The sequence below is a fragment of the Hungatella hathewayi WAL-18680 genome, from assembly GCF_000235505.1.
Lineage (GTDB): Bacteria > Bacillota > Clostridia > Lachnospirales > Lachnospiraceae > Hungatella_A > Hungatella_A hathewayi_A.
In genome coordinates this window covers 2,732,608-2,754,697 of sequence record NZ_JH379027.1, presented here as the reverse complement: position 1 = coordinate 2,754,697, position 22,090 = coordinate 2,732,608, and the positions used below count along the sequence as shown (strand labels likewise).

At 52.0% G+C, this 22,090-nt stretch carries 25 protein-coding genes and 1 pseudogene; 3 read left to right on the top strand and 23 right to left on the bottom strand.

Annotated elements, in window-relative coordinates:
- The first annotated feature begins 70 nt into the window (after positions 1-70).
- Positions 71-1,093 (top strand): Gfo/Idh/MocA family protein, encoded by a 1,023-nt coding sequence (locus tag HMPREF9473_RS12365; protein ID WP_006780452.1) that lies wholly within the window; start codon positions 71-73, stop codon positions 1,091-1,093.
- Between the two features lie 58 nt (positions 1,094-1,151).
- On the opposite strand, the gene HMPREF9473_RS12360 is transcribed toward HMPREF9473_RS12365, so the two are convergent.
- The 6 genes from HMPREF9473_RS12360 to HMPREF9473_RS12335 form a co-directional block, all read right to left on the bottom strand.
- Positions 1,152-1,358, bottom strand: coding sequence for an alpha/beta-type small acid-soluble spore protein (locus HMPREF9473_RS12360; protein WP_006780451.1), 207 nt, complete (start codon positions 1,356-1,358; stop codon positions 1,152-1,154).
- Between the two features lie 140 nt (positions 1,359-1,498).
- Complete coding sequence (locus HMPREF9473_RS12355; protein WP_006780450.1) at positions 1,499-1,864, bottom strand: YccF domain-containing protein; 366 nt, start codon at positions 1,862-1,864, stop codon at positions 1,499-1,501.
- Positions 1,864-2,328, bottom strand: coding sequence for a hypothetical protein (locus tag HMPREF9473_RS12350; protein WP_006780449.1), 465 nt, complete (start codon positions 2,326-2,328; stop codon positions 1,864-1,866). The genes HMPREF9473_RS12355 and HMPREF9473_RS12350 overlap by 1 nt, the downstream gene beginning before the upstream one ends.
- Before the next feature lie 290 nt (positions 2,329-2,618).
- Complete coding sequence (gene recG, locus HMPREF9473_RS12345; protein WP_034859248.1) at positions 2,619-4,673, bottom strand: ATP-dependent DNA helicase RecG; 2,055 nt, start codon at positions 4,671-4,673, stop codon at positions 2,619-2,621.
- A gap of 105 nt (positions 4,674-4,778) precedes the next feature.
- The gene (locus tag HMPREF9473_RS12340) at positions 4,779-6,470 is read right to left on the bottom strand and encodes a DAK2 domain-containing protein (RefSeq protein WP_006780447.1); all 1,692 of its coding nucleotides are present in this window, start codon (positions 6,468-6,470) and stop codon (positions 4,779-4,781) included.
- Between the two features lie 20 nt (positions 6,471-6,490).
- The gene (locus tag HMPREF9473_RS12335) at positions 6,491-6,847 is read right to left on the bottom strand and encodes an Asp23/Gls24 family envelope stress response protein (protein WP_006780446.1); all 357 of its coding nucleotides are present in this window, start codon (positions 6,845-6,847) and stop codon (positions 6,491-6,493) included.
- A 256-nt stretch (positions 6,848-7,103) separates the two neighbouring features.
- Here HMPREF9473_RS12335 and rpmB point away from each other — a divergent pair, with 256 nt between their 5' ends.
- Positions 7,104-7,289, top strand: coding sequence for a 50S ribosomal protein L28 (rpmB, locus tag HMPREF9473_RS12330; protein ID WP_006775035.1), 186 nt, complete (start codon positions 7,104-7,106; stop codon positions 7,287-7,289).
- 69 nt (positions 7,290-7,358) lie between these two features.
- Here rpmB and HMPREF9473_RS27720 read toward each other — a convergent pair whose 3' ends face one another.
- From HMPREF9473_RS27720 to HMPREF9473_RS12280, 11 genes are all read right to left on the bottom strand, one after another.
- Positions 7,359-7,499 (bottom strand): hypothetical protein, encoded by a 141-nt coding sequence (locus tag HMPREF9473_RS27720; RefSeq protein WP_006780445.1) that lies wholly within the window; start codon positions 7,497-7,499, stop codon positions 7,359-7,361.
- Positions 7,500-7,619: 120 nt separating this feature from the next.
- Positions 7,620-8,039: a GerW family sporulation protein gene (locus tag HMPREF9473_RS12325; RefSeq protein ID WP_006780444.1), complete on the bottom strand. Its 420-nt coding sequence runs from the start codon at positions 8,037-8,039 to the stop codon at positions 7,620-7,622.
- Positions 8,040-8,094: 55 nt separating this feature from the next.
- On the bottom strand, positions 8,095-9,084 hold the full coding sequence (locus tag HMPREF9473_RS12320; RefSeq protein WP_006780443.1) for a DUF2953 domain-containing protein: 990 nt from the start codon (positions 9,082-9,084) through the stop codon (positions 8,095-8,097).
- Positions 9,085-9,088: 4 nt separating this feature from the next.
- On the bottom strand, positions 9,089-9,421 hold the full coding sequence (locus HMPREF9473_RS12315; protein ID WP_006780442.1) for a hypothetical protein: 333 nt from the start codon (positions 9,419-9,421) through the stop codon (positions 9,089-9,091).
- A complete protein-coding gene (locus HMPREF9473_RS12310; RefSeq protein WP_006780441.1) occupies positions 9,402-10,715 on the bottom strand; it encodes a hypothetical protein in 1,314 nt (437 codons plus the stop codon). Before HMPREF9473_RS12310 ends, HMPREF9473_RS12315 begins: the two co-directional genes overlap by 20 nt.
- 39 nt (positions 10,716-10,754) lie before the next feature.
- A complete protein-coding gene (locus HMPREF9473_RS12305; RefSeq protein ID WP_006780440.1) occupies positions 10,755-12,002 on the bottom strand; it encodes a competence/damage-inducible protein A in 1,248 nt (415 codons plus the stop codon).
- A gap of 3 nt (positions 12,003-12,005) precedes the next feature.
- Positions 12,006-12,548: a CDP-diacylglycerol--glycerol-3-phosphate 3-phosphatidyltransferase gene (gene pgsA, locus HMPREF9473_RS12300; RefSeq protein WP_006780439.1), complete on the bottom strand. Its 543-nt coding sequence runs from the start codon at positions 12,546-12,548 to the stop codon at positions 12,006-12,008.
- Positions 12,545-13,870: a 30S ribosomal protein S12 methylthiotransferase RimO gene (rimO, locus tag HMPREF9473_RS12295; RefSeq protein WP_006780438.1), complete on the bottom strand. Its 1,326-nt coding sequence runs from the start codon at positions 13,868-13,870 to the stop codon at positions 12,545-12,547. The genes pgsA and rimO overlap by 4 nt, the downstream gene beginning before the upstream one ends.
- Before the next feature lie 92 nt (positions 13,871-13,962).
- On the bottom strand, positions 13,963-14,217 hold the full coding sequence (gene rpoZ, locus HMPREF9473_RS12290) for a DNA-directed RNA polymerase subunit omega (RefSeq protein WP_006780437.1): 255 nt from the start codon (positions 14,215-14,217) through the stop codon (positions 13,963-13,965).
- Positions 14,218-14,234: 17 nt separating this feature from the next.
- Entirely contained in the window at positions 14,235-14,855 is a 621-nt protein-coding gene (gene gmk / locus HMPREF9473_RS12285; protein ID WP_006780436.1) for a guanylate kinase, read from the bottom strand.
- A 26-nt stretch (positions 14,856-14,881) separates the two neighbouring features.
- Complete coding sequence (locus tag HMPREF9473_RS12280) at positions 14,882-15,760, bottom strand: YicC/YloC family endoribonuclease (RefSeq protein WP_006780435.1); 879 nt, start codon at positions 15,758-15,760, stop codon at positions 14,882-14,884.
- A gap of 130 nt (positions 15,761-15,890) precedes the next feature.
- Here HMPREF9473_RS12280 and HMPREF9473_RS12275 point away from each other — a divergent pair, with 130 nt between their 5' ends.
- Positions 15,891-17,630: an Rqc2 family fibronectin-binding protein gene (locus tag HMPREF9473_RS12275; RefSeq protein ID WP_006780434.1), complete on the top strand. Its 1,740-nt coding sequence runs from the start codon at positions 15,891-15,893 to the stop codon at positions 17,628-17,630.
- 63 nt (positions 17,631-17,693) lie between these two features.
- Here the strand turns inward: HMPREF9473_RS12275 and HMPREF9473_RS12270 are convergent, their stop codons facing one another.
- The 6 genes and pseudogenes from HMPREF9473_RS12270 to HMPREF9473_RS12245 all read right to left on the bottom strand — a co-directional run.
- A complete protein-coding gene (locus HMPREF9473_RS12270; protein WP_006780433.1) occupies positions 17,694-18,440 on the bottom strand; it encodes a CAP domain-containing protein in 747 nt (248 codons plus the stop codon).
- A 105-nt stretch (positions 18,441-18,545) separates the two neighbouring features.
- Entirely contained in the window at positions 18,546-18,911 is a 366-nt protein-coding gene (locus tag HMPREF9473_RS12265) for a VOC family protein (RefSeq protein ID WP_006780432.1), read from the bottom strand.
- A 114-nt stretch (positions 18,912-19,025) separates the two neighbouring features.
- Positions 19,026-20,309, bottom strand: coding sequence for a serine--tRNA ligase (serS, locus tag HMPREF9473_RS12260; protein WP_006780431.1), 1,284 nt, complete (start codon positions 20,307-20,309; stop codon positions 19,026-19,028).
- A gap of 175 nt (positions 20,310-20,484) precedes the next feature.
- Entirely contained in the window at positions 20,485-21,075 is a 591-nt protein-coding gene (locus HMPREF9473_RS12255) for an ECF transporter S component (RefSeq protein WP_006780430.1), read from the bottom strand.
- 142 nt (positions 21,076-21,217) lie between these two features.
- A complete protein-coding gene (locus HMPREF9473_RS12250) occupies positions 21,218-21,886 on the bottom strand; it encodes a thiamine diphosphokinase (protein ID WP_006780429.1) in 669 nt (222 codons plus the stop codon).
- Positions 21,883-22,090 (bottom strand): annotated as a pseudogene (locus tag HMPREF9473_RS12245) (ribulose-phosphate 3-epimerase); the annotation flags it as partial. The gene HMPREF9473_RS12250 and the pseudogene HMPREF9473_RS12245, both read right to left, overlap by 4 nt.

Below are 22,090 nucleotides of genomic sequence, written 5' to 3'. Positions count from 1 at the left end.
TACTTCAGAATGAAACTGAACATAAAACGGATAGATAAAACTTATGGTTTAAACGAAAGGAAGGGATATCATGGATGTGTTGAAAGCCGGTGTCATCGGCTGCGGGAGAATTTCCTCCGTATACCTTGACGCGTTTCAGAAAATGGACGGGACGGTGAAGGTCTGCTGTGCCGCTGACAAGGTACTTAAGCGGGCGGAGACCTTTGCCGGGCATTTCCCCGGATGCACCGCCTATCAGTCGGCGGAGGAGATGCTGTTAAAGAAGGATGTGGATGTGATTCATGTGCTGACTCCTCATTTTCTACATAAGGAGCATGTGATAAAAAGCTTGAATGCCGGAAACCATGTGCTGACGGAAAAACCAATCGCCATCTACCCGGAGGATGCCAGAGAGATGATACGGACGGCCAGGGAGAATCACCGACAGTTTGGCGTTATCTTCCAGAACCGGTACATTCCCGGCATCCGGGAAGCCAGGCGGATGGTGGAAGCCGGCGAGCTGGTACATCCGATTGGCGCGTTTTCCAATCTAAACTGGTTCCGCCCTGCTTCCTACTATGAGTGCGACTGGAAGGGCCGCTGGGAGACGGAGGGCGGCGGCGTGGTGATCGACCAGGCCATCCACAGCATCGATATGGTCCGCTATCTCATCGACCGGCCTGTGGAGTCCATCTGCGCCCACATTGACCGCCGTGTTCTGACCAACATCGAGGTGGAGGATGTGGCGGACGCTGTCATCCTGTTTGAGGGCGGCGCCCTGTATTCCTTCTACGCCTGCAACTACTATACCTATAACGCGTCCATCCGCATTCAGGTTCATTTTAAAAACGGCAAGGTGACGCTCACCGACAACGACGCGGTGATCATCGAGAGAGACGGCGAAGCGACCCGTGTCATAGATTCCGACGGAAATACGGACGGCGGGGAAAGCTACTGGGGAAAACATCATCTGACCCAGCTTCAGGACTTCTATCGCTGTCTCGCAGCCGGGGAGCCGGTTCCCGTCAACCCGGAGGATGCCACAAGGACTCTCGAGGTGGTTCAGGGAATCTATGAATCATCCAGGGCTGGAAAAACCATTTTCTTTACTTAAAAAATAGCACATAAAAATCCCCCTCAGAAATCTGAGGGGGATTTTCCGTGACGGTGGTTTATTTACCAGCCATCTGTCTTTCCTGTGCTTCGATCATTTTCTTAACCATATATCCACCAACAGAACCGTTCTGTGCGGATGTTAAGTTACCATTGTAACCATTGGTTAACGGTACACCTAACTCAGATGCAACCTCCATTTTGAATCTGTCCATTGCTTCTCTTGCCTCTGGTACGTTTGTAGAATTAGAAGATCTGTTTGCCATAATAAAAGCCTCCTTTTTCATCTAACCGTCATGACTTGATGTTTTTTGTTTTATTTTCATGACTTGTTTTGTGCTACACTCCTATTATGTCTCCATCAAAAAATAATACACTAGAAGGTTTTTCGTAATTTACCAAATTATTACAAACTGATAATCTCACTGCCAAACGGCATCAGCGCCAGCTTCGCAATCTTGAACTGCTGCAGCCCGAAGGGAATGCCCACAACCGTGATGCAGAGCAGGATTCCAAACACCACCGACTCCAGCGCCAGCGGTAAGCCGGAGACCAGAAGCCATACAATATTCAAAAGCAGCGAGCCGCTTCCGCCGCCATACACCACTTCCTTCCCAAAAGGAAAGAAGCAGAGGGACGCAAATTTAAAACACTGAAGCCCTACCGGAATCCCGATAATTGTGATACACCAGAGGCAGCCCGACAGCAGCCAGCTGCATCCACTGAGAAAACCGCCAAATAGAAACCATAATACATTTCCCAGACATCCCATCATTCCATTCCTCCTTCTTCTGTCTCCGTCTGATTCAGTTCCTCCAAAAAGCCATTCAATGTGCCACGAATATTGCGGATTTTTGTTATCGCTTCCTCCACCTGTTCCAGCGCGTCATTGATTCTGGACTGTACCATAAAGTCTGCGACAAATCCATCAAAAAAATAATCCGCAAAGGAAAGAAAATTTCCCACATCCAATTTGAAATCTTCCGAAACCCTGACATCTAACAGTTCCCTCTTTAAATTTCGCAGATGACGTTTCGCCTCATTCATGGCGGCATTGGCTTCATCCATTCTGGAATGCTTGCCCAGAGTGCTGAGCAGTCCGCCTCCGAAGATATCCCATAACCCCCATCTCCTGGCGCTGTCCAGCTCTTTTCTGGCTCTTTCCAGACTCATGATGGCCATGTCGGCCGCCGCAATCGCCTCTCTTACTTCCTGTCTGTTGTTTGTTTCCTTCATGTCTCTTTCCCCTTTCTGTCATTACGACATTGCCATAGTTTCTGTGCGTGGCAGAAAAGATAAAAAGACTTTTACCGTAGTCAGTTTCCTGCCACAATAAAAGTCTTGCACATTTCATTTTATACGGGTGCTTGTAAAAGCACCAAGAAGACGATTTAAAATCCACCAATCTCATGCTGCATCTTCGGTTTGGTGGTTCGCTACTCCCTTTTATTAGCATAGAGTATACCACATTCTGATATCCATGTCAATAGATGGGCCTGCCCACAAGGCCACGCCCACCTATTACCCTATAAATTCAATTTTTCATAACTCCGCTCCAGATAGACATCCAGCCGCCGCTTCAGCTCCTCGTGCTCGGTGGCCAGAAGCTCCGGATCTTTGGCGAGAAGCAGGTCCACTTCCTCCGACACGGTCTTTAAGAGATTGGCGTCGGTGAAAATGTCGGCCAGCTTGAATTCCATATCCCCGCTCTGACGGATGCCGAAGATGTCTCCAGGACCCCGCAGTTTTAAATCTTCGGAGGCGATGTAGAAGCCGTCGTTTGATTTGTTCAGGATATCCAGCCGCTCCTGGGTGCCCTCCTGGTCGGAGCAGTTGACCATGATACAGTAGGACTGGTGTTTTCCACGTCCCACGCGGCCGCGCAGCTGGTGAAGCTGGGCCAGGCCGAAGCGCTCGGCATTTTCTATCATCATCACCGTGGCATTGGGAACGTTGACGCCCACCTCGATGACGGTGGTGGACACCAGCACCTGTATCTCACCGCTGGCAAACCGCTCCATAATCTGGTTCTTCTCTTTCCCCTTCATTTTCCCGTGAAGGTACTCGATGGCCACGCCCGGCATGGCCTCCTTCAAGGACTCCGTGTAGTCCAGCACGTTCTCCGCCTCAATCATCTCGCTGGCTTCCACCATGGGGCAGATGACATAGGCCTGGCGGCCCTGGGCCACCTGTTTTTTGATAAACTCGTAGGCCGTCTTCCGGTAGCCGGTGTCCACCACGCAGTTTTTGATGGGAAGACGGTTGGCCGGAAGCTCGTCGATCACGGAGATATCCAAATCCCCGTAGATGATAATCGCCAGGGTCCTGGGAATCGGCGTGGCGCTCATCACCAGCACATGGGGCATCTGGCCCTTCTGGCCCAGCATTTCCCGCTGTCCCACCCCGAACCGGTGCTGCTCGTCGGTGATGACGAGAGCCAGGTTGTCGTAGACCACCTTGTCCTGAATCAGGGCGTGGGTGCCCACGATGATATCCGCCTCGTGATTTGCGATTTTTTCATAAGCGATGCGCTTTTCCTTCGCCGTCATGGAGCCGGTCACCAGCACCGGCACCTTCTCGATGCCCTGCTCCTCAAACAGCTCCAGCATATTCTCATAATGCTGTCTTGCCAGCACCTCCGTGGGCACCATCAGCGCCCCCTGGTATCCGTTGTAGGCTGCGTGAAGGAGGCTTAGGATGGCAATGATGGTCTTTCCGGAGCCCACGTCTCCCTGAATCAGCCTGTTCATCACCAGACCGCTCTCCAAATCGTGCTCCACCTCAGAGAGCGTCTTCTGCTGTGCCCCGGTCAGCGAGTAGGGAAGCCGCTCCTTCAGCGCTTCCACCTCCGGCGCCATGGCAATGGTGAAGCTGCTGTGCCGGTCTCCCCGCTTCTCCTTCAGCCGCCGGACCGCCAGAATAAACATAAAAAACTCGTCAAACACCAGCCGCTTCCTGGCAAACAACAACTCCTGCTGGTTGTCCGGGAAATGAATGTGCTGGATGGCAAAGTTGTATTCCGCCAATTCATATTTCCGCCTCAAATCCGCCGGCAGGTACTCCCGCTCCATGGTGCGGTTCTCTAACGCCTGGGACACGGCCTTTGTGATGGTCTTGTTGTTGAGTCCCCTGGTCTGCCCGTAGACGGGCTGCATGGACTCCATCAACGCGCCATAGGACTCTTTTGTAAATATCTCCGGCTGTTCCATGGTCAGCCGGTTGTTCTTCTTCACCACCCGTCCGCAGAAAATATGGTAGGTCCCCATCTTCAGCGTAGTCCGCAGAAAGGGCATGTTAAACCACACCAGCTGCAGCTTTCCCGTCATGTCCTGCAGGGACGCGGTGATAATCTGTTTGTTCTTAAACCGTTTGACGGACACGTCCTTCTGGAGATATCCTTCCACCGTCCCCGTCATATCCGGTTTCAGTTCCCCGATAGCGGTGGGCGGCGCGTAGGAGTGGTAAGCTCTGGGGTAATATTTTAAAAGGTCATCCACCGTCTCAATCCCCAGCTTGGCAAACAGTTTCCCCGTCCGCTCCCCGATTCCCTTTAATGTAAGCACTGATTCCTGATTTTTCATGTCTGAATCTACCTCATCATGCGAAAAAACAGGCGACAGGAAATCTTCATTTCCAATCACCTGCTTTTGCTGTTTTGTCAATGGTTCCTCTATCAATCTCCGGTTCTATTCCACGGACATCAAATAATAATAGATGGGCTGTCCGCCGCTGTGAAGCTCAATCTCGCAGTCCGGGCAGGCATTCTGCGCCATCTCCAAAAACTCGTTGGCCTCCGCCTCGCTGATGTCGCTTCCGTAGTAAATACTGATTAACTCCGAGTCGTCATCCACCATCTCCCGCAGAGTGTCAAGGGCCGTACCCTCCACGGACTTGCCGACTGTCAGAATTCCCTTGTCGCCGATACCCATGATATCGCCTTCCTGAATCTCCTTGTCGTCAATGACGGTGTTGCGCACCGCGTAGGTAATCTGGCCGGTCTTCACATGCTTCATCTCCTGAATCATGGTCTCCTTGTTCTCCTCCGGCGTCATATCCGGGGCGAAATTGATGATGGCCGTGATACCCTGGGGCACCGTCTTGGAAGGAATCACCACGATATTCTTATCCTCCACCAGATGGGTCGCCTGCTCGGCCGCCAGGATGATGTTGCTGTTGTTGGGCAGAATGTAGATGGTCTCTGCATTGACCTTGTCAATGGCATTCAGCATATCTTCCGTGCTGGGATTCATGGTCTGTCCGCCCTCTATGAGATAATCGGCTCCGATTCCCTTAAAAATCTCGCCAAAGCCTTCTCCGATGGAAACAGCGATAAAGCCATAAGGCTTCTTCGGCTCCTCCTCCACCTTCGCGCTTTGTGCTTCCAGCGCCTCTTTCTCTTTTTCCTTTTCTTTCTCCATGGCCGCCCTCTTCTCGGCGTCCTTGATCAGCTTCTCCTCGTGCTCCTCCCTCATGTTGTCAATCTTCATGCGGGACAGGGAGCCGTAGGTCAGCGCCTTCTGGATGGCAAGACCCGGGTCATTGGTGTGGACATGGACCTTCACCACGTCGTCATCCGACACCACCACGATGGAATCGCCGATGGACTCCAGATAGCCCTTGAAGGACTGCTCCTCCCTCTCATCATACTTCTTCTCCACGTTGATGATAAACTCGGTGCAGTAGCCGAAATGGATGTCAAACTCCTCCGCCTCGCCGTCTTCCAGCCGGACAGAAGGTCTGGCCGCCTCCACGGTCAAATCTACCTCTTTGCCGAGAAGTCCGTCCAGAGCGCCCTTCATCACCTGCATCAGGCCCTGGCCGCCGGAATCCACCACGCCGGCCTGCTTCAGAATGGGAAGCATCTCCGGAGTCTGGCTCAGCACGTAATCCCCGTGTTCAATCACCAGCTTCGCAAACTCGATGATGTCCTCGGTCTCCGTCACCAGCTCCACGGCCTTGTCCGCCATCCCCTTGGCAACCGTCAGGATGGTTCCCTCCTTCGGCTTCATAACCGCCTTGTAGGCCGTCTCCGTGGCTCTCACGAAGGCATTGGCCAGGGTGGTGGTGGTGATGACATTCACCGTCTTGATCTCTTTGGTAAATCCCCGGAACAGCTGGGATAAGATAACGCCGGAGTTTCCTCTCGCCCCCCGCAGGGAACCGGAGGAGATGGCCTTGGCCAGCGTCTCCATGGTGGGTTCCTCCAAAGCCGCCACTTCCTTGGCTGCCGCCATAATCGTCAGTGTCATATTGGTACCGGTATCCCCATCGGGAACCGGAAATACATTCAGCTCATTAATCCATTCTTTTTTTGCTTCCAGCCCCTTTGCACCGGATAAAAATGCCTTCTGAAGCGTCTTTGCATCTATCGTATTCATCGCTTTCGCTGCTCCTCCCCTTAATCTATCACTCTCACACCTTCCACATAGATGTTAATCTTGTCAACCTCCATGCCGGTGAATTCTTCGACTTTATATTTTACATTCTCGATTAAGTTGTCCGCAACCGCTGAGATGCTCACGCCGTAAGCTACGATAACGTGGAAATCAATGGTGATATGGTTATTCTCAATCTCCACATTGATGCCATGAGTCAGGCTCTCTCTCTTTAACAGCTTCACAAGCCCGTCCTTCATGCTGACCGCCGCCATGCCCACAATACCAAAACACTCTACCGCCGTAGTTCCCGCATACATGGAAATGACTTCCGGGTTAATCTGAATCTCCCCCAATTTGTTGTTGATTCTACCCTTCATAACTGAGACCTCCATTCTATTCTATCTTACAATCTCTTATTTTCATAAAACTCATACATAAAATACCATTCTTTAACTAATTAAGTATACCACACACCAGATATTGTGTCCATTCCTACTTTGCCCTCCGGAAAAAATTGTATAAATTTAACACAAAATTTCAATTTTTACTTGCAAATTCGTCCTCTATCTGTTATCATACATATGTTGTGGATTTTGCAATAAAAATCCAAGTAGGGTTTAAGGAGGTGCAATCATGGCTAAATGTGCAATTTGTGAAAAGGCTGCTCACTTCGGTAACGCAGTGAGTCATTCCCATAGACGTTCCAACAAAATGTGGAAAGCAAACGTAAAATCCGTTAAAGTTAAAGTTAACGGCGGAGCAAAGAAGATGTATGTGTGTACTTCTTGCCTGCGTTCTGGTTTAGTGGAAAGAGCTTAATCAGTTTTTTGAAAAGCTCCGGTCGGGATTTCCGGCCGGAGCTTATTTTTTGCCTTTATTTTAGAAGGCTTAACAATGGCAGAACAGGTTATACCCCAGTAACAGACACCCGATAATGATGATAAGCAGAGTCAGCGTGGTGGGGATAAATACCTTGATAGCCATGCCCACCCCTATGCAGAATATCATCAGGCCGCACAGTCGTTTCATATCATCCCTCATATCTATATCCATCGCTTTGATTTATCATATGCAGACATCCCGCCAGCTATGCAGTCTTTCTACCGGTCCATCCGGAACGGAAGCCGGTATCCCGGCCCCGCTCCCCGATTACTCTGTCTTTTCCGCCTCCGCCGAAGCCATCTCCTCGGCAGCCTTCACCGCGTCCGCGGAAAACTCCTCTCCCACGGTCACTTTTCCGTTGGTAAATTTATTGACGATATCCGGCACCATGTCAAGCATCTTGTTGACGGTGTTCTGGTTTTTGATGTTCACCAGTCTGGTGGAGCCGTTCTGTATCACTAAAATGGCGCTCGGACTCATCCTGGCGCTCATACCGCCGCCGCCCCGGTTTTTGGAATTCTCCGCAAAGGTGCCTGCCGCCATGCCGCAGGTCACATCCACCAGCGGTAAAATGATGGCATCGTCGATCTTCACCGCGTCACCCACCACCGTCTTCGTGGTCACAAAGTGGTCCATTCCCTTAAATAATGCTTCTACGGCCGCGCCGAAATGATTGTTATCTGCCATCCGTATATCCTCCTTTTTCCATCCTGGTATCCTTCTGTCCCAGCATCCTTCTATTCTAGCTTATCCCCATATTCCGCCACCGCTTTAACAGCACGCGGAAATTTTTATTTAGGAAGACCCGCAAGCCGCACCACAGCAGGGTTCCCATCCGGATTCTGCCCTTCAGCTTCAATTCCCCTTCCAGCACCGGCTCCTCAAACATGGGGATCAGCTCGATGTTCTGGCCGTACCACGCATAGAAGAGACTGGCCGCCGCCAGAACCTGCCCCGTGGTGTAGGGGTCGTCAAATCCGAAGGCCACATATCCCGATGCCTTCCTCGGCAGGATATGGCGAAGGAGCGCCTTCACCTGTCTCAAAATCAGCTTCATGGTCTTCTGGTTCTCCTCATCCTTGACAAACGTGAGAACCGCTTCGTAATTTTCTTTTATGTGTTTCAGTTTATCACAAAGGGTATGAAATAAAAACTTAATTTTTTCTAAAACCCGGTTGAGCCGTTGGCGTAAACGTCCGAGAAAGCGGGGAATCCGCCCCTCTTTCGTATCTGCTTCATCGGCCGGCATTGGGCGCTTTAGAAAATCAGTTTCCGGGGCAGAATCGGCATCAAAGGACTCCGTTTCCAAAGATTCCGCCTCCCGTTCAAGAATCGGGTCCTCCTGCACCTTCCTCTCTCCCCGGCTCCGCCCTTCTTCCCTGGCTCCCTGGACCTCGGCTGTGTGGACCATCATCTCCTCGGCGTCACCGGCATCGGAAAGTCCCTCCGCCAGTACCGCTTCCCCGTCCGCCTTATCTCGAAACAGCCGGAACCCGAAGAGACGGAACACCATCAAAAGCTCCCCGTCCTCCCCGTAGGAAACCGTCGCCGACAGGATATGTAACAGCCAGGTAATCCGGGCCATCCCCCGCAGACTGTCATGCCAGGAGCCTTCCATCCGGTAGCGGACCGGCACCAGCAGCACAATCAGAAGCAGTCCCAAAACCAGACACAGAATTCCCAGAAGCACAAATCCAATTATTTTTAAAATCAGTAATCCCACATGCAGCATGTCATCACACCTTAACCCATCCCATCTCTTTTAAAAACTGTTCCAGGTCAAGTTCCCCTGTTTTTCGAAACATCTCATCCACAATGCTTCCGGCCACCTCCATCGCCTCCTGGTGTCCCAGGGCAATCCCCAGTATCAGCAGATTCTGCTCCCGGTAATAGGGATGAAGAAGGGTGGCTGACGGATGGATGTCAAGTATATTATTCCCATTTGAGGCAGGTGTAATCACATATACCTCGGGCTGGAGCTTTTCATCTCGAATATTCTGGATTATGGAGAACCGGTGTTTCCCGGCCTTCTCCCCTACATACAGGTGTTCATACCAACGCATCCTCATTCACCATCTCCTGATTCAACAATTCCATGGTTGTTTCCCGCTCCGCGGTATCGCTGCAGCTTGTAAGGCTTCTCATGATGTAATCCGAAAGTTCGTCCGCCGATTGAAACACCACCGGAAGACTCGATAACAGCTTGGCCATGATGGCCCGCACTACAGGTTTGGACATTCCGGCAAACAGCTGGTTTAACTCCCCGTAAAAGGTCTCCAAACGGCTGTCCAGCCATTCTTTATCCACCGTGCCTGAAAGGTCCTCCTCCACGGTCTCATCCAGAGAGACGAAGGGGCTTCCGGACAGCAGCCGGTCCACCTTTCTCAGGGTATGGGACATTTCATCGTCCTCCATCTCATCAGGCGCCGGGTAGGACAGATAGCGCTCCATGGCGCCCTCCTGTTTCCCCTCCAGCTCCCAGAGCATGTCGGTAACTGCCTCATCTATCATAGAAGTATTGCCTTCCAGAAACTGGTTTAATACACCGCCTGCAATTTTTTCCAGCACCTGCCGCTCCGACAGCTCTACCATGGCCGACGGAGCCGTCAGATGCAGCACATACAAATCATTGATTAAATCCTGAAGCAGCATATAATTGCCGGCTTCCTGGAATAATTTGTCGCTGACATAGATGATTCTGTCCACACATTTCCGGTACTCCTCCTTCTCCATGTGCAGATAATCCGCCTGGCGGAGAGTTCCCAGAATCTCATATAAGTCCTCATGTCCCCGCTCCATCTGCTCCGGCAGCTTCGCCATGGACTCCGTCCGGAGTATGTACATCATATCCTCCAGACTCTTTTTCTCCGAGCCGATATAGACTGACAGCCCGTCCCGGAGAAGCTCAAAGAATTTCTGTTTGGTGTAGCGGACTGGCAGCTGGCCGATCACCTGCTGTATCCGCTCATTCATAATCACCGTGTCCCCGGAGGTCATCAGGTATTCCATCAGCCGTGACGTGAACTCCTCCACATCGCTGTCCACCGCCACGCCGTCCTCAAACCTGCGCTCCATCCGGTTTAACACGTACTCATAAATCTGAAAGCAGTCCGTGTAGGCGGTCAGAACCTCCATGGCCGCCGTCACCTGAAGGCGCAGCTTATGAAGCCGTTCCATGTCCCCGTCCCCGGTTAAAAATGTCTGCAGCACCTGATGAAACTCCCCGGCATACCCTTTTAACTCCCCGGAAATGCCTGTCTCGTCGCACATGGCCTCGTAAAGAGTATAGTAATTCAGGGCCATCCGGGAATAGGAATACCGGTAAGCCGCCGATAACTGTTTTTTCGCATTATGTGTATTCAACTGCCTGCCTCCTGTATCTTGGCTGTCATACGCCAGCCCTTATTTACTATAATTTTCAAGGATGGAGCGGCGGAGTAAATCTAGAGCCTTGACCACCGACTGCTCCCTGATTTTGTTGCGGTTCCCCTTGAACTGGTACTTCTCAACGGTCACCTTGTCCTTCATATAGCAGGCAATGTAAACCAGCCCCACCGGTTTCTCCTCCGTGGCCCCGTCAGGTCCCGCAAGGCCGGTAATCGCCACGCAGACGTCCGCATCCGTGGCAAACACGCCGCCGGTCGCCATCTCCTTGGCCACCTCTTTGCTGACAGCCCCGTATTTGCGGAGAGTCGCCTTGTTCACATCCAGTATTTTCTTCTTGGCCTTGTTGGAGTAGGTGATAAAGCCCTCCCGGAATACTTCCGATACCCCAGGCACATTGACCAGCCGGGCGGCCAGCATACCGCCGGTGCAGGACTCCGCCGTGGTCACCGTCAGTCCGTATTTCTCCAGCAGGCGGACCACCGCCATCTCCAGGGTCTCGTCCTTCACACTGTACACCGCGTTGCCCAGACGCTTCTTTATCTCCTTCACCACCGGCTTGATAAGCTCCCTGGCCTCCGCCTCGTCCTTGGCGGCCGCCGTGATGCGCAGATGTACCTCCCCGGTCTTTGCGTAGGGGGCGATGGTGGGATTGGTCTGGCCGTCAATCATATCAATCAGCTTGTCCTCCACCTGGCTCTCCCCAATCCCGCAGACTCTCACCATCTGGGAGAATATGGTCTCCGGGCGCAGCTTTTGAAGTTTTGGATAGACCTGCTCCTCAAATAAGGGATAGAGCTCGTTTGGCGGTCCCGGAAGTAACACTGCCGTCTTGCCGTCCTTTTCCAGAATCAGGCCAGGCGCCGTTCCGTTGTGGTTGTCAAGTACCGTGGCCCCCTCTGGGACGATGGCCTGCTTCCAGTTGTTATCCGGAATCTCCTTGTAGATGCCATTTTTAAAATACTCCTCAATCAGCTCCCTGGTATGGGCGTCCTCCACCAGCAAAAAGCCCATGGCCTCCGCGCAGACTTCCTTGGTGATGTCATCCTCCGTAGGCCCCAGGCCCCCGGTCAGAATCAGGACATCGGCCCTGTTTAAGCCCGTCTTCACGGCGTCCAAAAGCCGGTCGTGATTGTCGCCCACCACGGTCTGGTAGTACAGCGGCAGCCCCAGCTGCGCACATTTCTCCGCCAGATACTGGGCGTTGGTATTGACAATATTTCCTAACAACAGTTCTGTTCCAACAGATATTACTTCTACCACCATAATTTACATGCTCCCTTCTGTCAGCACCTTATGATTTTTTGCAATGTAGTCCACCAGGGAAACTACGGTAAGAATTAACGCCACCCACACGCAGGCGGTGGTCACAACCGACAGCGCTTTAATGTCTGCTATCAGCAGCACCACGGACACCATCTGGAAAACGGTCTTGAATTTGCCCCAGTAGCTGGCCGCAATGACGATGCCGTTGTCGGAGGCTACCAGGCGGAATCCGCTGATGATAAATTCCCGGCTGATAATCACAATCACCATCCAGGCCGGAAGATTTCCAAGCTCAATCAGGCAGATCAAGGCGGAACACACCAGCAGTTTATCCGCCAGCGGGTCCATGAATTTACCAAAGTTGGTCACCAGGTTGTATTTCCTGGCAATCTTGCCGTCCAGCATGTCGGTCAGACTGGCCACGATAAAGATGACGTCCGCCACGTAGCGAAGTGTCTGATTCGTCCCTCCATCCCACAGCAGGCATACCACAAAAAACGGAATCATGATAACTCTGAGAATCGTCAGTTTGTTGGGCAGGTTCATTCGCACATCTCTCCTATCAAATCATATTCTAAAGCCCCGGTCACCTTCGCTCTCACGAAATCTCCGGACATCAGTTCTGTATCTGTATTGATAAAGATAAAACCATCCACGTTGGGGGCGTCCATATAGGTCCGGCCCACGTAGGCCGGCTCGTCGGCCACCTTGCCCTCAATCAGCACGTCCAGCACCCGTCCCACCATGTCGTCGGAATGCTCAAAGGCGATCTCCTGCTGGAGCTCCATGATTTCGTCGCGGCGCTCCTCCTTCAATTCCTCCGGCACCTGGTCCTCGAATTCCGCCGCCGGGGTGTCCTCCTCCGCCGAGTAGGCGAAGACGCCAAGCCGCTCAAATTCCATCTCATCCACAAAGGCCATCAGCGTCTCGTGGTCCTCGTCCGTCTCTCCGGGGAAGCCAGAGATCAGGGTGGTGCGAAGGGCTAAATCCGGGATTTCTCTCCGGAGTTTGGCAATCATCTCCTTCAACTGGGCCTGGTTGGTTCTTCTGCCCATCCGCCGCAGGATCTTGTCGCTGGCGTGCTGGATGGGGATATCCAGGTAGTTGCAGATTTTCTCTTCCTCCTTGATGGTCTGTATCAGCTCGTCGGTAATCTCCTCCGGATAGCAGTACTGAATCCGAATCCACTGAATCCCGGATATCTTACAGAGTTCCCGAAGCAGTTTCGGAAGCGTTTTCTCCCCGTACAAGTCCACGCCGTAAAGGGTGGTCTCCTGGGCCACCAAAATCAGCTCCTTCACGCCCTTCTTTGCCAGGGACTCCGCCTCCTTCAATATCCGCTCTATGGGAACGCTGCGATAGTTGCCTCTGAGGCTTGGGATGATGCAGTAGGTGCAGTGCTTGTCGCACCCCTCCGCAATCTTTAAAAATGCGTAATATCCGCCGGTGGTTATCACCCGCTCGGCGTCCACCTCCGGAAGGGCATCCAAATCGTGGAACCGGGAAATGTGCTGGCCGCCCAGGGCTTCCTTTAACACGTTGGATATCTCGTCGTAGGTGGAGGTGCCCAAAATGCCATCCACCTCCGGTATCTCGTCGATAATCTCCTGCTTGTACCGCTGTGCCAGGCACCCGGTCACAATCAGGGCCTTGCACTGTCCCGTCTTTTTAAGCTCCGCCATCTCTAAGATGGTGTTGACGCTCTCTTCCTTGGCGTCGTTGATGAAACAGCAGGTGTTGATGACAATCACATCCGCCTCCTGCTCGTCGTCGGTAAACGTATATCCGTCTTTATTCAGAAGGCCAAGCATCATCTCGGTATCTACCAGATTCTTGTCACAGCCCAGTGAAATGCATAGTAATTTCATAAACTCTCCTAATCTTTATAAACTTGTATCCTGAAACATGTCAACTTAGAGAAAAGCCATCCCAAACTGATGGAGACGGCTTTTGATTTATGCTAGTTGTTCTCCTCTTCGGAAGAATCCTCATCGCTGACAATTTTCACTTTTGACTCGTATAACTCTTCCACGGCCATAGACAGCGGTTTTTTCCCGTTATCCGGTACCATAGGCTCCTCGCCGGCGATAATCTGTCTGGCGCGTTTGGCCGTAGCGATAACGATGGAGTAACGGCTCTGTACCACCGGCTCCTCCCCTGGCTCTACCCCTTTGTTAACTGCATTGATTAAATCGGTGTATGATGGATGTAACATATGAATCTCCTCTCTCACTAATATTTTTTAAGTTCCTGTTTCATCTGCTCGATGAAATCCAGGTTGCTGCTCACCCGGTTATGCTGGGCCTGAATCAGCTGGTGCATCTCCTCCACACAGACGTCCACCTTGTCGTTGACAAGAATGTAGTCGTAGGAATTCATCCCTGCCGCCTCCTCCGATGCCCGGTGGAGTCTGGCCTGAATCACTTCCATGCTCTCGGTGCCTCGCCCGATAAGGCGCTCCTTCAGCACATCCGCGCTGGGCGGAAGCACAAACAACAGCAGTGCCTCCGGGAATTTCTCCTTGATTTTCAGGGCTCCCTGTATCTCTATCTCCAAGATGACGTCCTTGCCGTCCGCCATCTGCTGGAACACATACTGCCTCGGCGTCCCGTAGTAGTTATCTACATACTGGGCGTACTCAATCAGCTCTTCCTTTGCAATCATCTCTTCGAAGCGTTCCCTTGTCACGAAGAAATATTCTCTTCCGTCCACTTCTCCCACCCTCGGTTTTCTGGTGGTGGCGGAGATGGATAACGCGTAATTGTGATATTTCTCAAGCAGAGCCTTCATCAGGGTTCCCTTACCTGCTCCGGAAAACCCGGACACCACAACCAATATTCCCTGGTCATTCATGTTCCATTACTCCTGTCTCCTGGTTTTTACTCAATATTCTGAATCTGCTCCCGGACCTTCTCAATCTCGGTCTTTAAGGCAATAGCCCGGTCGGATATCTCCAAATCGTTGGCCTTTGATAAAATGGTGTTGGCCTCCCGGTTCATCTCCTGGGCGATGAAATCCAGTTTCCGGCCGATGCTTCCGCCGGCCAGCAGTTCCTCCCTGGTATGTTCGATATGGCTCCGCAAGCGGACGGTCTCCTCATCCACACAGACCTTGTCTGCGAAGATGGTCACCTCCGTCACAATCCGGTTGTCGTCGATGGTGTTGTTCTTAAGCATTTCCCGCACCTTGTCTTCCAGCTTCTCCCGGTACTGACGGATAAGCTCCGGTGAGCGGGTCTCAATCTCCGTCACCAGGCCGGTCATGTAATCCAGCTTGCCAATCAAATCATCCCGCAGATTGCCGCCCTCCAGAACGCGGGTCTCCACAAACTTCTTGGCCGCCTCCTCAATGGTATCGGACAACAGCTTCCACATATGCTCCTCGTCCTCCGGGGCCTGCTCCATGGTGAGAACCTCCGGCATCTTTGATAACGTGGATACCTTCACGTCGTTGGCAATGCCGAACTGCTCTTCCATCTTCTTAAAATAGTCCATATACTCTGCGGCCAGACTGCTGTTGTATTTCAGGCAGAGTTTATTCTCCGTGTAATCCTCGTAGTTGATGAACACATCCACCTTGCCCCGCTGGATGTAATTCTTTAAAAGGTTGCGGATTCCCGCCTCGAAGTAATTAAACTTCTTGGGCATCTTGATACTCAAATCCAGATATCTATGATTCACTGCCTTCATCTCGACAGAAATCTTGTATTCCTCCGTAACCACCTCGCATCTACCGAAACCTGTCATGCTTTTTAACATTGGGCTCTGCCTCTCTTTCGTCATAGATACTCTCCATTATAAGTCATCTTAAAAAGCAAGTCAACTTGTAATGTGGGAAAGATTCCTGTATAATCTAACTGTCACAAGTTGTGAGCAAAGGAGAATTGAGATGGCATTTGACGGGATTGTAGTTGCAAATCTGGTAAGAGATATGAAAGAGAAGCTGGAAGGGGGCAAAATCAACAAGATTGCCCAGCCGGAAAAGGACGAACTTCTGATTACCATAAAGAACAATAAAGAGACGCTGCGGCTGCTGGTGTCGGCCAGCGCCAGCCTGCCGTTAGTATATTTCACGGAGAATAACAAGCCAAGCCCCATGACAGCGCCCAACTTCTGTATGCTGCTGCGCAAGCACATCGGAACGGGACGCATCCTGAAGGTGAGCCAGCCGGGATTGGAACGGATTATCCAGCTGGAGATTGAGCATCTGGATGAGCTGGGGGATTTGTGCCGGAAGCTGCTGATTGTGGAGTTGATGGGAAAACACAGCAATATTATCTTCTGTAAGGAGGATGGAACCATCATCGACAGCATCAAGCACATCTCGGCCCAGGTCAGCTCCGTGCGGGAGGTGCTGCCGGGGAGGACCTACTTTATCCCCCATACCATGGACAAGGCCAATCCCCTGGAGGTGACGGAGGAGGAATTCAAAGCCCTTATCGGCGGAACGCCCGCTCCCATCCAGAAGGCATTGTATTTAAAACTGACCGGCATCAGCCCGGTGATTGGGGAGGAACTCTGCCATCTGGCATCCATCGACGGGGATCATTCCGCCAACGAGCTGTCGGAGACGGAACTGGTGCATCTCTACCATACCTTCTCCCTAATGATGGAGGATGTGGCAGACGGGAACTTTACGCCCAACATCATTACCCGCCAGGAGGAGCCGGTGGAGTTTGCGTCTGTGCCACTCACCTGTTTTGACGGCGGGGATTACGAGGCCAGGGGGTTTGACTCCGTCAGCCAGCTGCTGGAGACCTATTACGCCTCCAAAAACGCCATCACCCGCATCCGCCAGAAGTCGGTGGACTTACGAAAGATTGTCCAGACGGCCCTGGAGCGGAATTACAAGAAATATGATTTACAGGTGAAACAGCTGAAAGATACGGAGAAGCGGGATAAATATAAGGTATACGGGGAACTTTTAAATACCTACGGCTACGAGCTGGCCGGCGGGGAGAAGGAACTCAAGTGCCTGAATTATTACACCAACGAGGAAATCACCATTCCGCTGGATACCCAGCTATCCGCGAAGGAGAACGCCCAGAAGAATTTTGATAAGTACAACAAGTTAAAGCGAACCTTCGAGGCCCTGTCGGAGCTGACGGAGGAGACAAAGCGTGAAATCGAGCATCTGGAATCCATCAGCACCGCCCTGGATATCGCCCTGAAGGAGGACGATTTGGTGCAGATTAAGGAGGAGCTGACGGAGTACGGATATATCAAGCGGAGATACACAGGAGGGAAGAAGGTGAAAATCACCAGCCGTCCCTTCCACTACCTCTCCTCCGACGGCTTCCATATCTATGTGGGAAAGAACAACTACCAGAATGAGGAGCTGACCTTCAAGGTGGCAAACGGCAATGACTGGTGGTTCCACGCCAAGGGTATCCCCGGCTCCCACGTGATTGTGAAGACCGAGGGGAAGGAACTGCCGGACCGCGTCTTTGAGGAGGCCGGCGCTCTGGCCGCCTACTACTCCAAGGGCCGCGGCAACGAGAAGGTGGAGATTGATTATATCCAGAGGAAGCATGTGAAGAAGGCCGCCGGAGGCGCGCCGGGATTTGTGATTTATCACACCAACTATTCTCTTGTGGCGGAGCCGAAGCTGGAGCTTTCGGAAGTTTAAAAACAAAACAGAAAAGGGAGCCTTTTGGCTCCCTTTCCCTATGTAAGTTTCCTGTCTGCAATCCTATCTGGTAAACAGCTGGGTCCAGTATCCGGTACCGTTGCTGTTCTGGTGATAGCCCACGCCGATGGTGGTGAAATCCTTGTTCAGGATGTTGGCTCTGTGGCCCTGGCTGTTCATCCAGCTGTTCATCACGTCCTGTGTTTTCTGGCCATAGGCGATGTTCTCGCCAGAACCTCTGTATGACACGCCGCTCTGGGTCAGCGCGGTGGAGAAGCTGCTTCCGTCCGGTCTTGTGTGGGAGAAGGAAGTCTCAATCTCTCTCGCTCTCGTGTCTGCGGCTGCAGCCACCTTGCTGTCCACGGTTAACGGGGACAGACCGGCTTTCGCTCTCTCCTCATTGACCAGCGCCACCACCTGTGCGGTGAAGGAATTGTCTGTCTCCGGCACATTGGTGTCCGGGGTATTCGGGGTGTTCGGCACGCCGATGTCAGGAAGCTGGCTGCCTCCCTGGTCCGGAACTGCCGGCACATTCATATCCGGCACGCTGATGTCCGGAAGACAGTCTCCGTCCGGGTTTGGTGTGGCTGGACGGTTCATATTTGGGAAACCGTTGTTCGGCTTCAGAATATCACAATCCGGAAGTTTGATTCCATTGAAGCTATTTCCCGCCAGCTGGTTCCAGGACAAATCACAGTTCTGTCCGTTGCTTCCGATGGCAATTACTTTCACTGCCGCCTGTGAGGTGATGGTTGACGCCCCTGTCATGGCGATTGCTGCTGTCATTACGTATACTGGTAATCTCTTCATGTTATCCTCCTATATGTTACATAATTTTTACATTTCTGTTACAAAACTATGTTACCATATGGAAAATGGAAATTCCATAGGAGATAACTGGGAAATCTTCCAGGATTATCTAACCGGCACAATCTCAATCCAGTAGCCGTCCGGGTCAGAGATAAAATAGATGCCCATGGCCGGGTTCTCATAGCAAATTACTCCCAGCTCTTTGTGTCTCTTGTAGGCCGCCTCGTAGTCATCCGCCGTCAGGGCCAGATGAAACTCGCATTCGCCCAGGTTGTAGGGCTCCGTCCGTTCTTTCAGCCAGGTCAGCTCCAAAGTGAAATCGCTCTCCCCATCCCCCAGGTATACCAGCTTGAAGGAGCCATCCGACGCCTCCTTCGTTCTCACCGGGCTCAAATCCAGGGCATCCTTATAAAATTTCAGACTCTTTTCCAAATCCAGCACATTAAAGTTAAAATGATTGAAACGCATCATCTTGAAATCCTCCTTCTCTTTTATCTCTGGCAATCCCATCTGTTGGCAGCCACAACTTTTGGCAGCCAGAGTACACAACAGCCGGAAAAATATCCGGCTGTCATCATGGTCATGTTATTTTTTGCGAATCTCCGTCTTCCCGCCCATATAAGGCTGTAATGCCACAGGGATTCTCACACTGCCGTCTGCCTGTAAGTTGTTCTCCAGGAAGGCAATCAGCATTCTCGGCGGAGCTACCACCGTATTGTTTAAGGTGTGGGCAAAGTATTTGCCGTCAGCGCCGTTTACACGAATCTTTAAGCGGCGGGCCTGGGCGTCTCCCAAGTTGGAGCAGCTGCCTACCTCAAAATACTTCTTCTGGCGTGGGGACCATGCCTCCACGTCCACGGATTTCACCTTCAAATCCGCCAAATCACCGGAACAGCACTCCAGGGTGCGAACCGGGATATCCAGGGAGCGGAATAAGTCGACGGTATTCTGCCACAGCTTGTCATACCACATGGGGCTTTCCTCCGGCTTACATACCACAATCATCTCCTGCTTCTCAAACTGGTGGATCCGGTACACGCCCCGCTCCTCCAGACCGTGGGCGCCCTTCTCCTTGCGGAAGCATGGGGAATAGCTTGTCAATGTCTTTGGCAGACTCTCCTCCGGCAGAATGGTGTCGATAAACTTGCCAATCATGGAATGCTCGCTGGTACCAATCAGGTACAAGTCCTCGCCCTCAATTTTATACATCATGGCGTCCATCTCGGCGAAACTCATAACGCCGGTCACCACCTCGCTTCGAATCATAAACGGAGGCACGCAGTAGGTGAAGCCTCTGTCAATCATAAAATCCCTGGCATAGGAAATCACGGCGGAGTGCAGTCTGGCGATATCGCCCATCAGATAGTAGAAACCGTTTCCGGCCACCTTTCTGGCGCTGTCCAAATCAATGCCGTCAAAGCTCTCCATAATCTCTGTGTGGTAGGGAATCTCAAAATCGGGAACCACCGGCTCGCCGTAGCGCTCCACTTCCACATTTTCACTGTCATCTTTACCGATGGGAACGCTGGGGTCGATGATGTTGGGGATGGTCATCATGATTTTCCGAACCTTCTCCTCCAGCTCCTTCTCCTGCGCCTCCAGAGCCGCCAGGCGCTCCGCGCCTGCCGTCACCAGCTTTTTCACCTCTTCGGCCTCTTCCTTCTTCCCCTGGGCCATCAGTGCGCCTATCTGCTTGGACAGTTTATTTCTCTCTGCTCTTATATTATCAGCCTCGGCTTTGGCCGCCCGGTTTTTGGCATCCAGCTCGATAACCTCATCCACCAGCCCCAGCTTGCTGTCCTGAAACTTATTCTTGATATTCTGTTTTACAATCTCAGGATTTTCTCTGACAAACTTTAAATCTAACATGATTTTCCTCCTACATTTGTGCAATGTTCTACTACCATAAATATTGCATCTTACTGCGGTGATTATACAACAAATTCCATGGAATGAAAACCCTTTTTTCGAAAAGAACCCGGCTTCGGGACATTTATCCGAAGACCGGGTTCTGATTGGAGGGACATTTTATCGTCCGTCGTGATTAAATTCGAAAGAATAAACCGGCTTTTTTTAACACCGGCCGCACCGCCATGTAGACCACCACCACCACAATGGTTCCGGCCACGGCGTTGATGAAGGTGACGCCGGCCGCCCATGTGGACATAATCTTTGCCGCCGATGACTCCACGCCCAGCACGTAGTTCTTGTAGAAGTATCCCACAATCGGGTCCATAATCACGTTGAAGCCCAGGGACACGATGGAAGCAATCAGTGACCATTTAAAGATGTATCTGCTGTCGTGATCCTCCGTGATTTTGGCAATCCGGTGGGCGATAAAGCCGGCGATCAGTCCGATACACAGCTTCAGCACAAAGGTCTTGGGGGCGCTGGTGATGTAAACCGGGTCCAGGATGTCCGCGATGGTCATGCCAAGAGCTCCTGCCACGCCGCCGTACCAGCCGCCAAGCAGCAGCGCCGCCAGCACGCAGAAGGCGTTACCGATGTGAAGGGCCACCATATCACCACCGAAGGTGGGAATCGGAATTTTCAGGAAGGTGAAGGCCACGTAACAGAGGGCCGCCATCAGTCCGGTAATCACAATTTTGTATACTTTCTCGTTGTCCTTATTCATAATATCTCTCCCCTGCTTTTTGTTTTTCTTATCTTATCACGCAAGTGGATTGATATAAATAGCCAGTTTGTGATTTTTAAACCATACCAGTTTAGCAGACAGAACAGCACAACACAGGGCAGCGGAGGGCGGCATACCGCCTCTACTCTTTCGCCCTATCTCCCGATTCCACACAGATAAGCAGTCCGGAATCAAAGGAGATGCATCCCGTCTCCTCCACCAGCTCATTGCTGACGCAGAGTCCGGCCTCCCTGCCGATGGTGATGGTCTTTCCGTTTAACGGGTATTTAAACCCGGTCAGCGTTATCCCCTCCACCCGTTCCGTCAGCGGGATAAAGGACAGGTATTTCCCATGCACCCTGTCCCGGTAAAAGGTGGTCTCCCCGTCCAGAATATACAGCCGGTTCTGCCCATCCACCATAGAGGCGGATATCCCCCGTTCCAGACACCCCGCCAGCAGATGAATATTGGCCAGCATATGGTCAATCCGGCCGCCGGTTCCTCCCAGAATGGTGATACTTAAAGCCCCCATCCCGATGGCGGTCTCGATGGCAAGTTCTGTGTCCGTCTCATCCTTCTCCGGCTGGTGTATCTCCCAGGCCACCTGCTCCATCTTCCGGTATTCCGCCAGGACATCCGGACTCACCGTGTCAAAATCTCCTACAACGGCATCCGGAAGGAGTCCAAGGGGCTTTAAATGCTCCAGGCCGCCATCCACGGCCACCACCATATCAAATGTATTCTGTTTTAAAAAAGAGCCGGCGAACGCCAAATCCATGGTGCCGCCGGTCACAATCAGACATGTTTTCATCTCTCATATTCCCTCAATAGTTCCATCAATTCACGTGCATTTTCGTAAGCGTCCCCCTTGAACACGGCGGAACCAGCCACAATTACATTGGCCCCGGCTTCCAGCACCGGACGCACGTTGGCAGCGGATATTCCTCCGTCCACCTCAATATCCATGGTAAGTCCCAGGCTGTCACACCAGGTTCTGAGCGCCCGCACCTTCTCA

Bases quoted from the DNA above. Each gene is read 5' to 3' on its own strand.
- HMPREF9473_RS12305 (WP_006780440.1), bottom strand. From the start codon at position 12,002: ATGGTGGTAGAAGTAATATCTGTTGGAACAGAACTGTTGTTAGGAAAT.
- HMPREF9473_RS12365 (WP_006780452.1), top strand. From the start codon at position 71: ATGGATGTGTTGAAAGCCGGTGTCATCGGCTGCGGGAGAATTTCCTCC.
- HMPREF9473_RS12265 (WP_006780432.1), bottom strand. From the start codon at position 18,911: ATGATGCGTTTCAATCATTTTAACTTTAATGTGCTGGATTTGGAAAAG.
- HMPREF9473_RS12325 (WP_006780444.1), bottom strand. From the start codon at position 8,039: ATGGCAGATAACAATCATTTCGGCGCGGCCGTAGAAGCATTATTTAAG.
- HMPREF9473_RS12255 (WP_006780430.1), bottom strand. From the start codon at position 21,075: ATGAATAAGGACAACGAGAAAGTATACAAAATTGTGATTACCGGACTG.
- HMPREF9473_RS12250 (WP_006780429.1), bottom strand. From the start codon at position 21,886: ATGAAAACATGTCTGATTGTGACCGGCGGCACCATGGATTTGGCGTTC.
- HMPREF9473_RS12320 (WP_006780443.1), bottom strand. From the start codon at position 9,084: ATGCTGCATGTGGGATTACTGATTTTAAAAATAATTGGATTTGTGCTT.
- HMPREF9473_RS27720 (WP_006780445.1), bottom strand. From the start codon at position 7,499: ATGAAACGACTGTGCGGCCTGATGATATTCTGCATAGGGGTGGGCATG.
- HMPREF9473_RS12355 (WP_006780450.1), bottom strand. From the start codon at position 1,864: ATGGGATGTCTGGGAAATGTATTATGGTTTCTATTTGGCGGTTTTCTC.
- HMPREF9473_RS12360 (WP_006780451.1), bottom strand. From the start codon at position 1,358: ATGGCAAACAGATCTTCTAATTCTACAAACGTACCAGAGGCAAGAGAA.
- HMPREF9473_RS12315 (WP_006780442.1), bottom strand. From the start codon at position 9,421: ATGAGGATGCGTTGGTATGAACACCTGTATGTAGGGGAGAAGGCCGGG.
- recG (WP_034859248.1), bottom strand. From the start codon at position 4,673: ATGAAAAATCAGGAATCAGTGCTTACATTAAAGGGAATCGGGGAGCGG.
- rimO (WP_006780438.1), bottom strand. From the start codon at position 13,870: ATGAAATTACTATGCATTTCACTGGGCTGTGACAAGAATCTGGTAGAT.
- HMPREF9473_RS12335 (WP_006780446.1), bottom strand. From the start codon at position 6,847: ATGAAGGGTAGAATCAACAACAAATTGGGGGAGATTCAGATTAACCCG.
- serS (WP_006780431.1), bottom strand. From the start codon at position 20,309: ATGTTAGATTTAAAGTTTGTCAGAGAAAATCCTGAGATTGTAAAACAG.
- HMPREF9473_RS12340 (WP_006780447.1), bottom strand. From the start codon at position 6,470: ATGAATACGATAGATGCAAAGACGCTTCAGAAGGCATTTTTATCCGGT.
- pgsA (WP_006780439.1), bottom strand. From the start codon at position 12,548: ATGAACCTGCCCAACAAACTGACGATTCTCAGAGTTATCATGATTCCG.
- gmk (WP_006780436.1), bottom strand. From the start codon at position 14,855: ATGAATGACCAGGGAATATTGGTTGTGGTGTCCGGGTTTTCCGGAGCA.
- rpmB (WP_006775035.1), top strand. From the start codon at position 7,104: ATGGCTAAATGTGCAATTTGTGAAAAGGCTGCTCACTTCGGTAACGCA.
- HMPREF9473_RS12275 (WP_006780434.1), top strand. From the start codon at position 15,891: ATGGCATTTGACGGGATTGTAGTTGCAAATCTGGTAAGAGATATGAAA.
- HMPREF9473_RS12280 (WP_006780435.1), bottom strand. From the start codon at position 15,760: ATGTTAAAAAGCATGACAGGTTTCGGTAGATGCGAGGTGGTTACGGAG.
- HMPREF9473_RS12350 (WP_006780449.1), bottom strand. From the start codon at position 2,328: ATGAAGGAAACAAACAACAGACAGGAAGTAAGAGAGGCGATTGCGGCG.
- HMPREF9473_RS12270 (WP_006780433.1), bottom strand. From the start codon at position 18,440: ATGAAGAGATTACCAGTATACGTAATGACAGCAGCAATCGCCATGACA.
- rpoZ (WP_006780437.1), bottom strand. From the start codon at position 14,217: ATGTTACATCCATCATACACCGATTTAATCAATGCAGTTAACAAAGGG.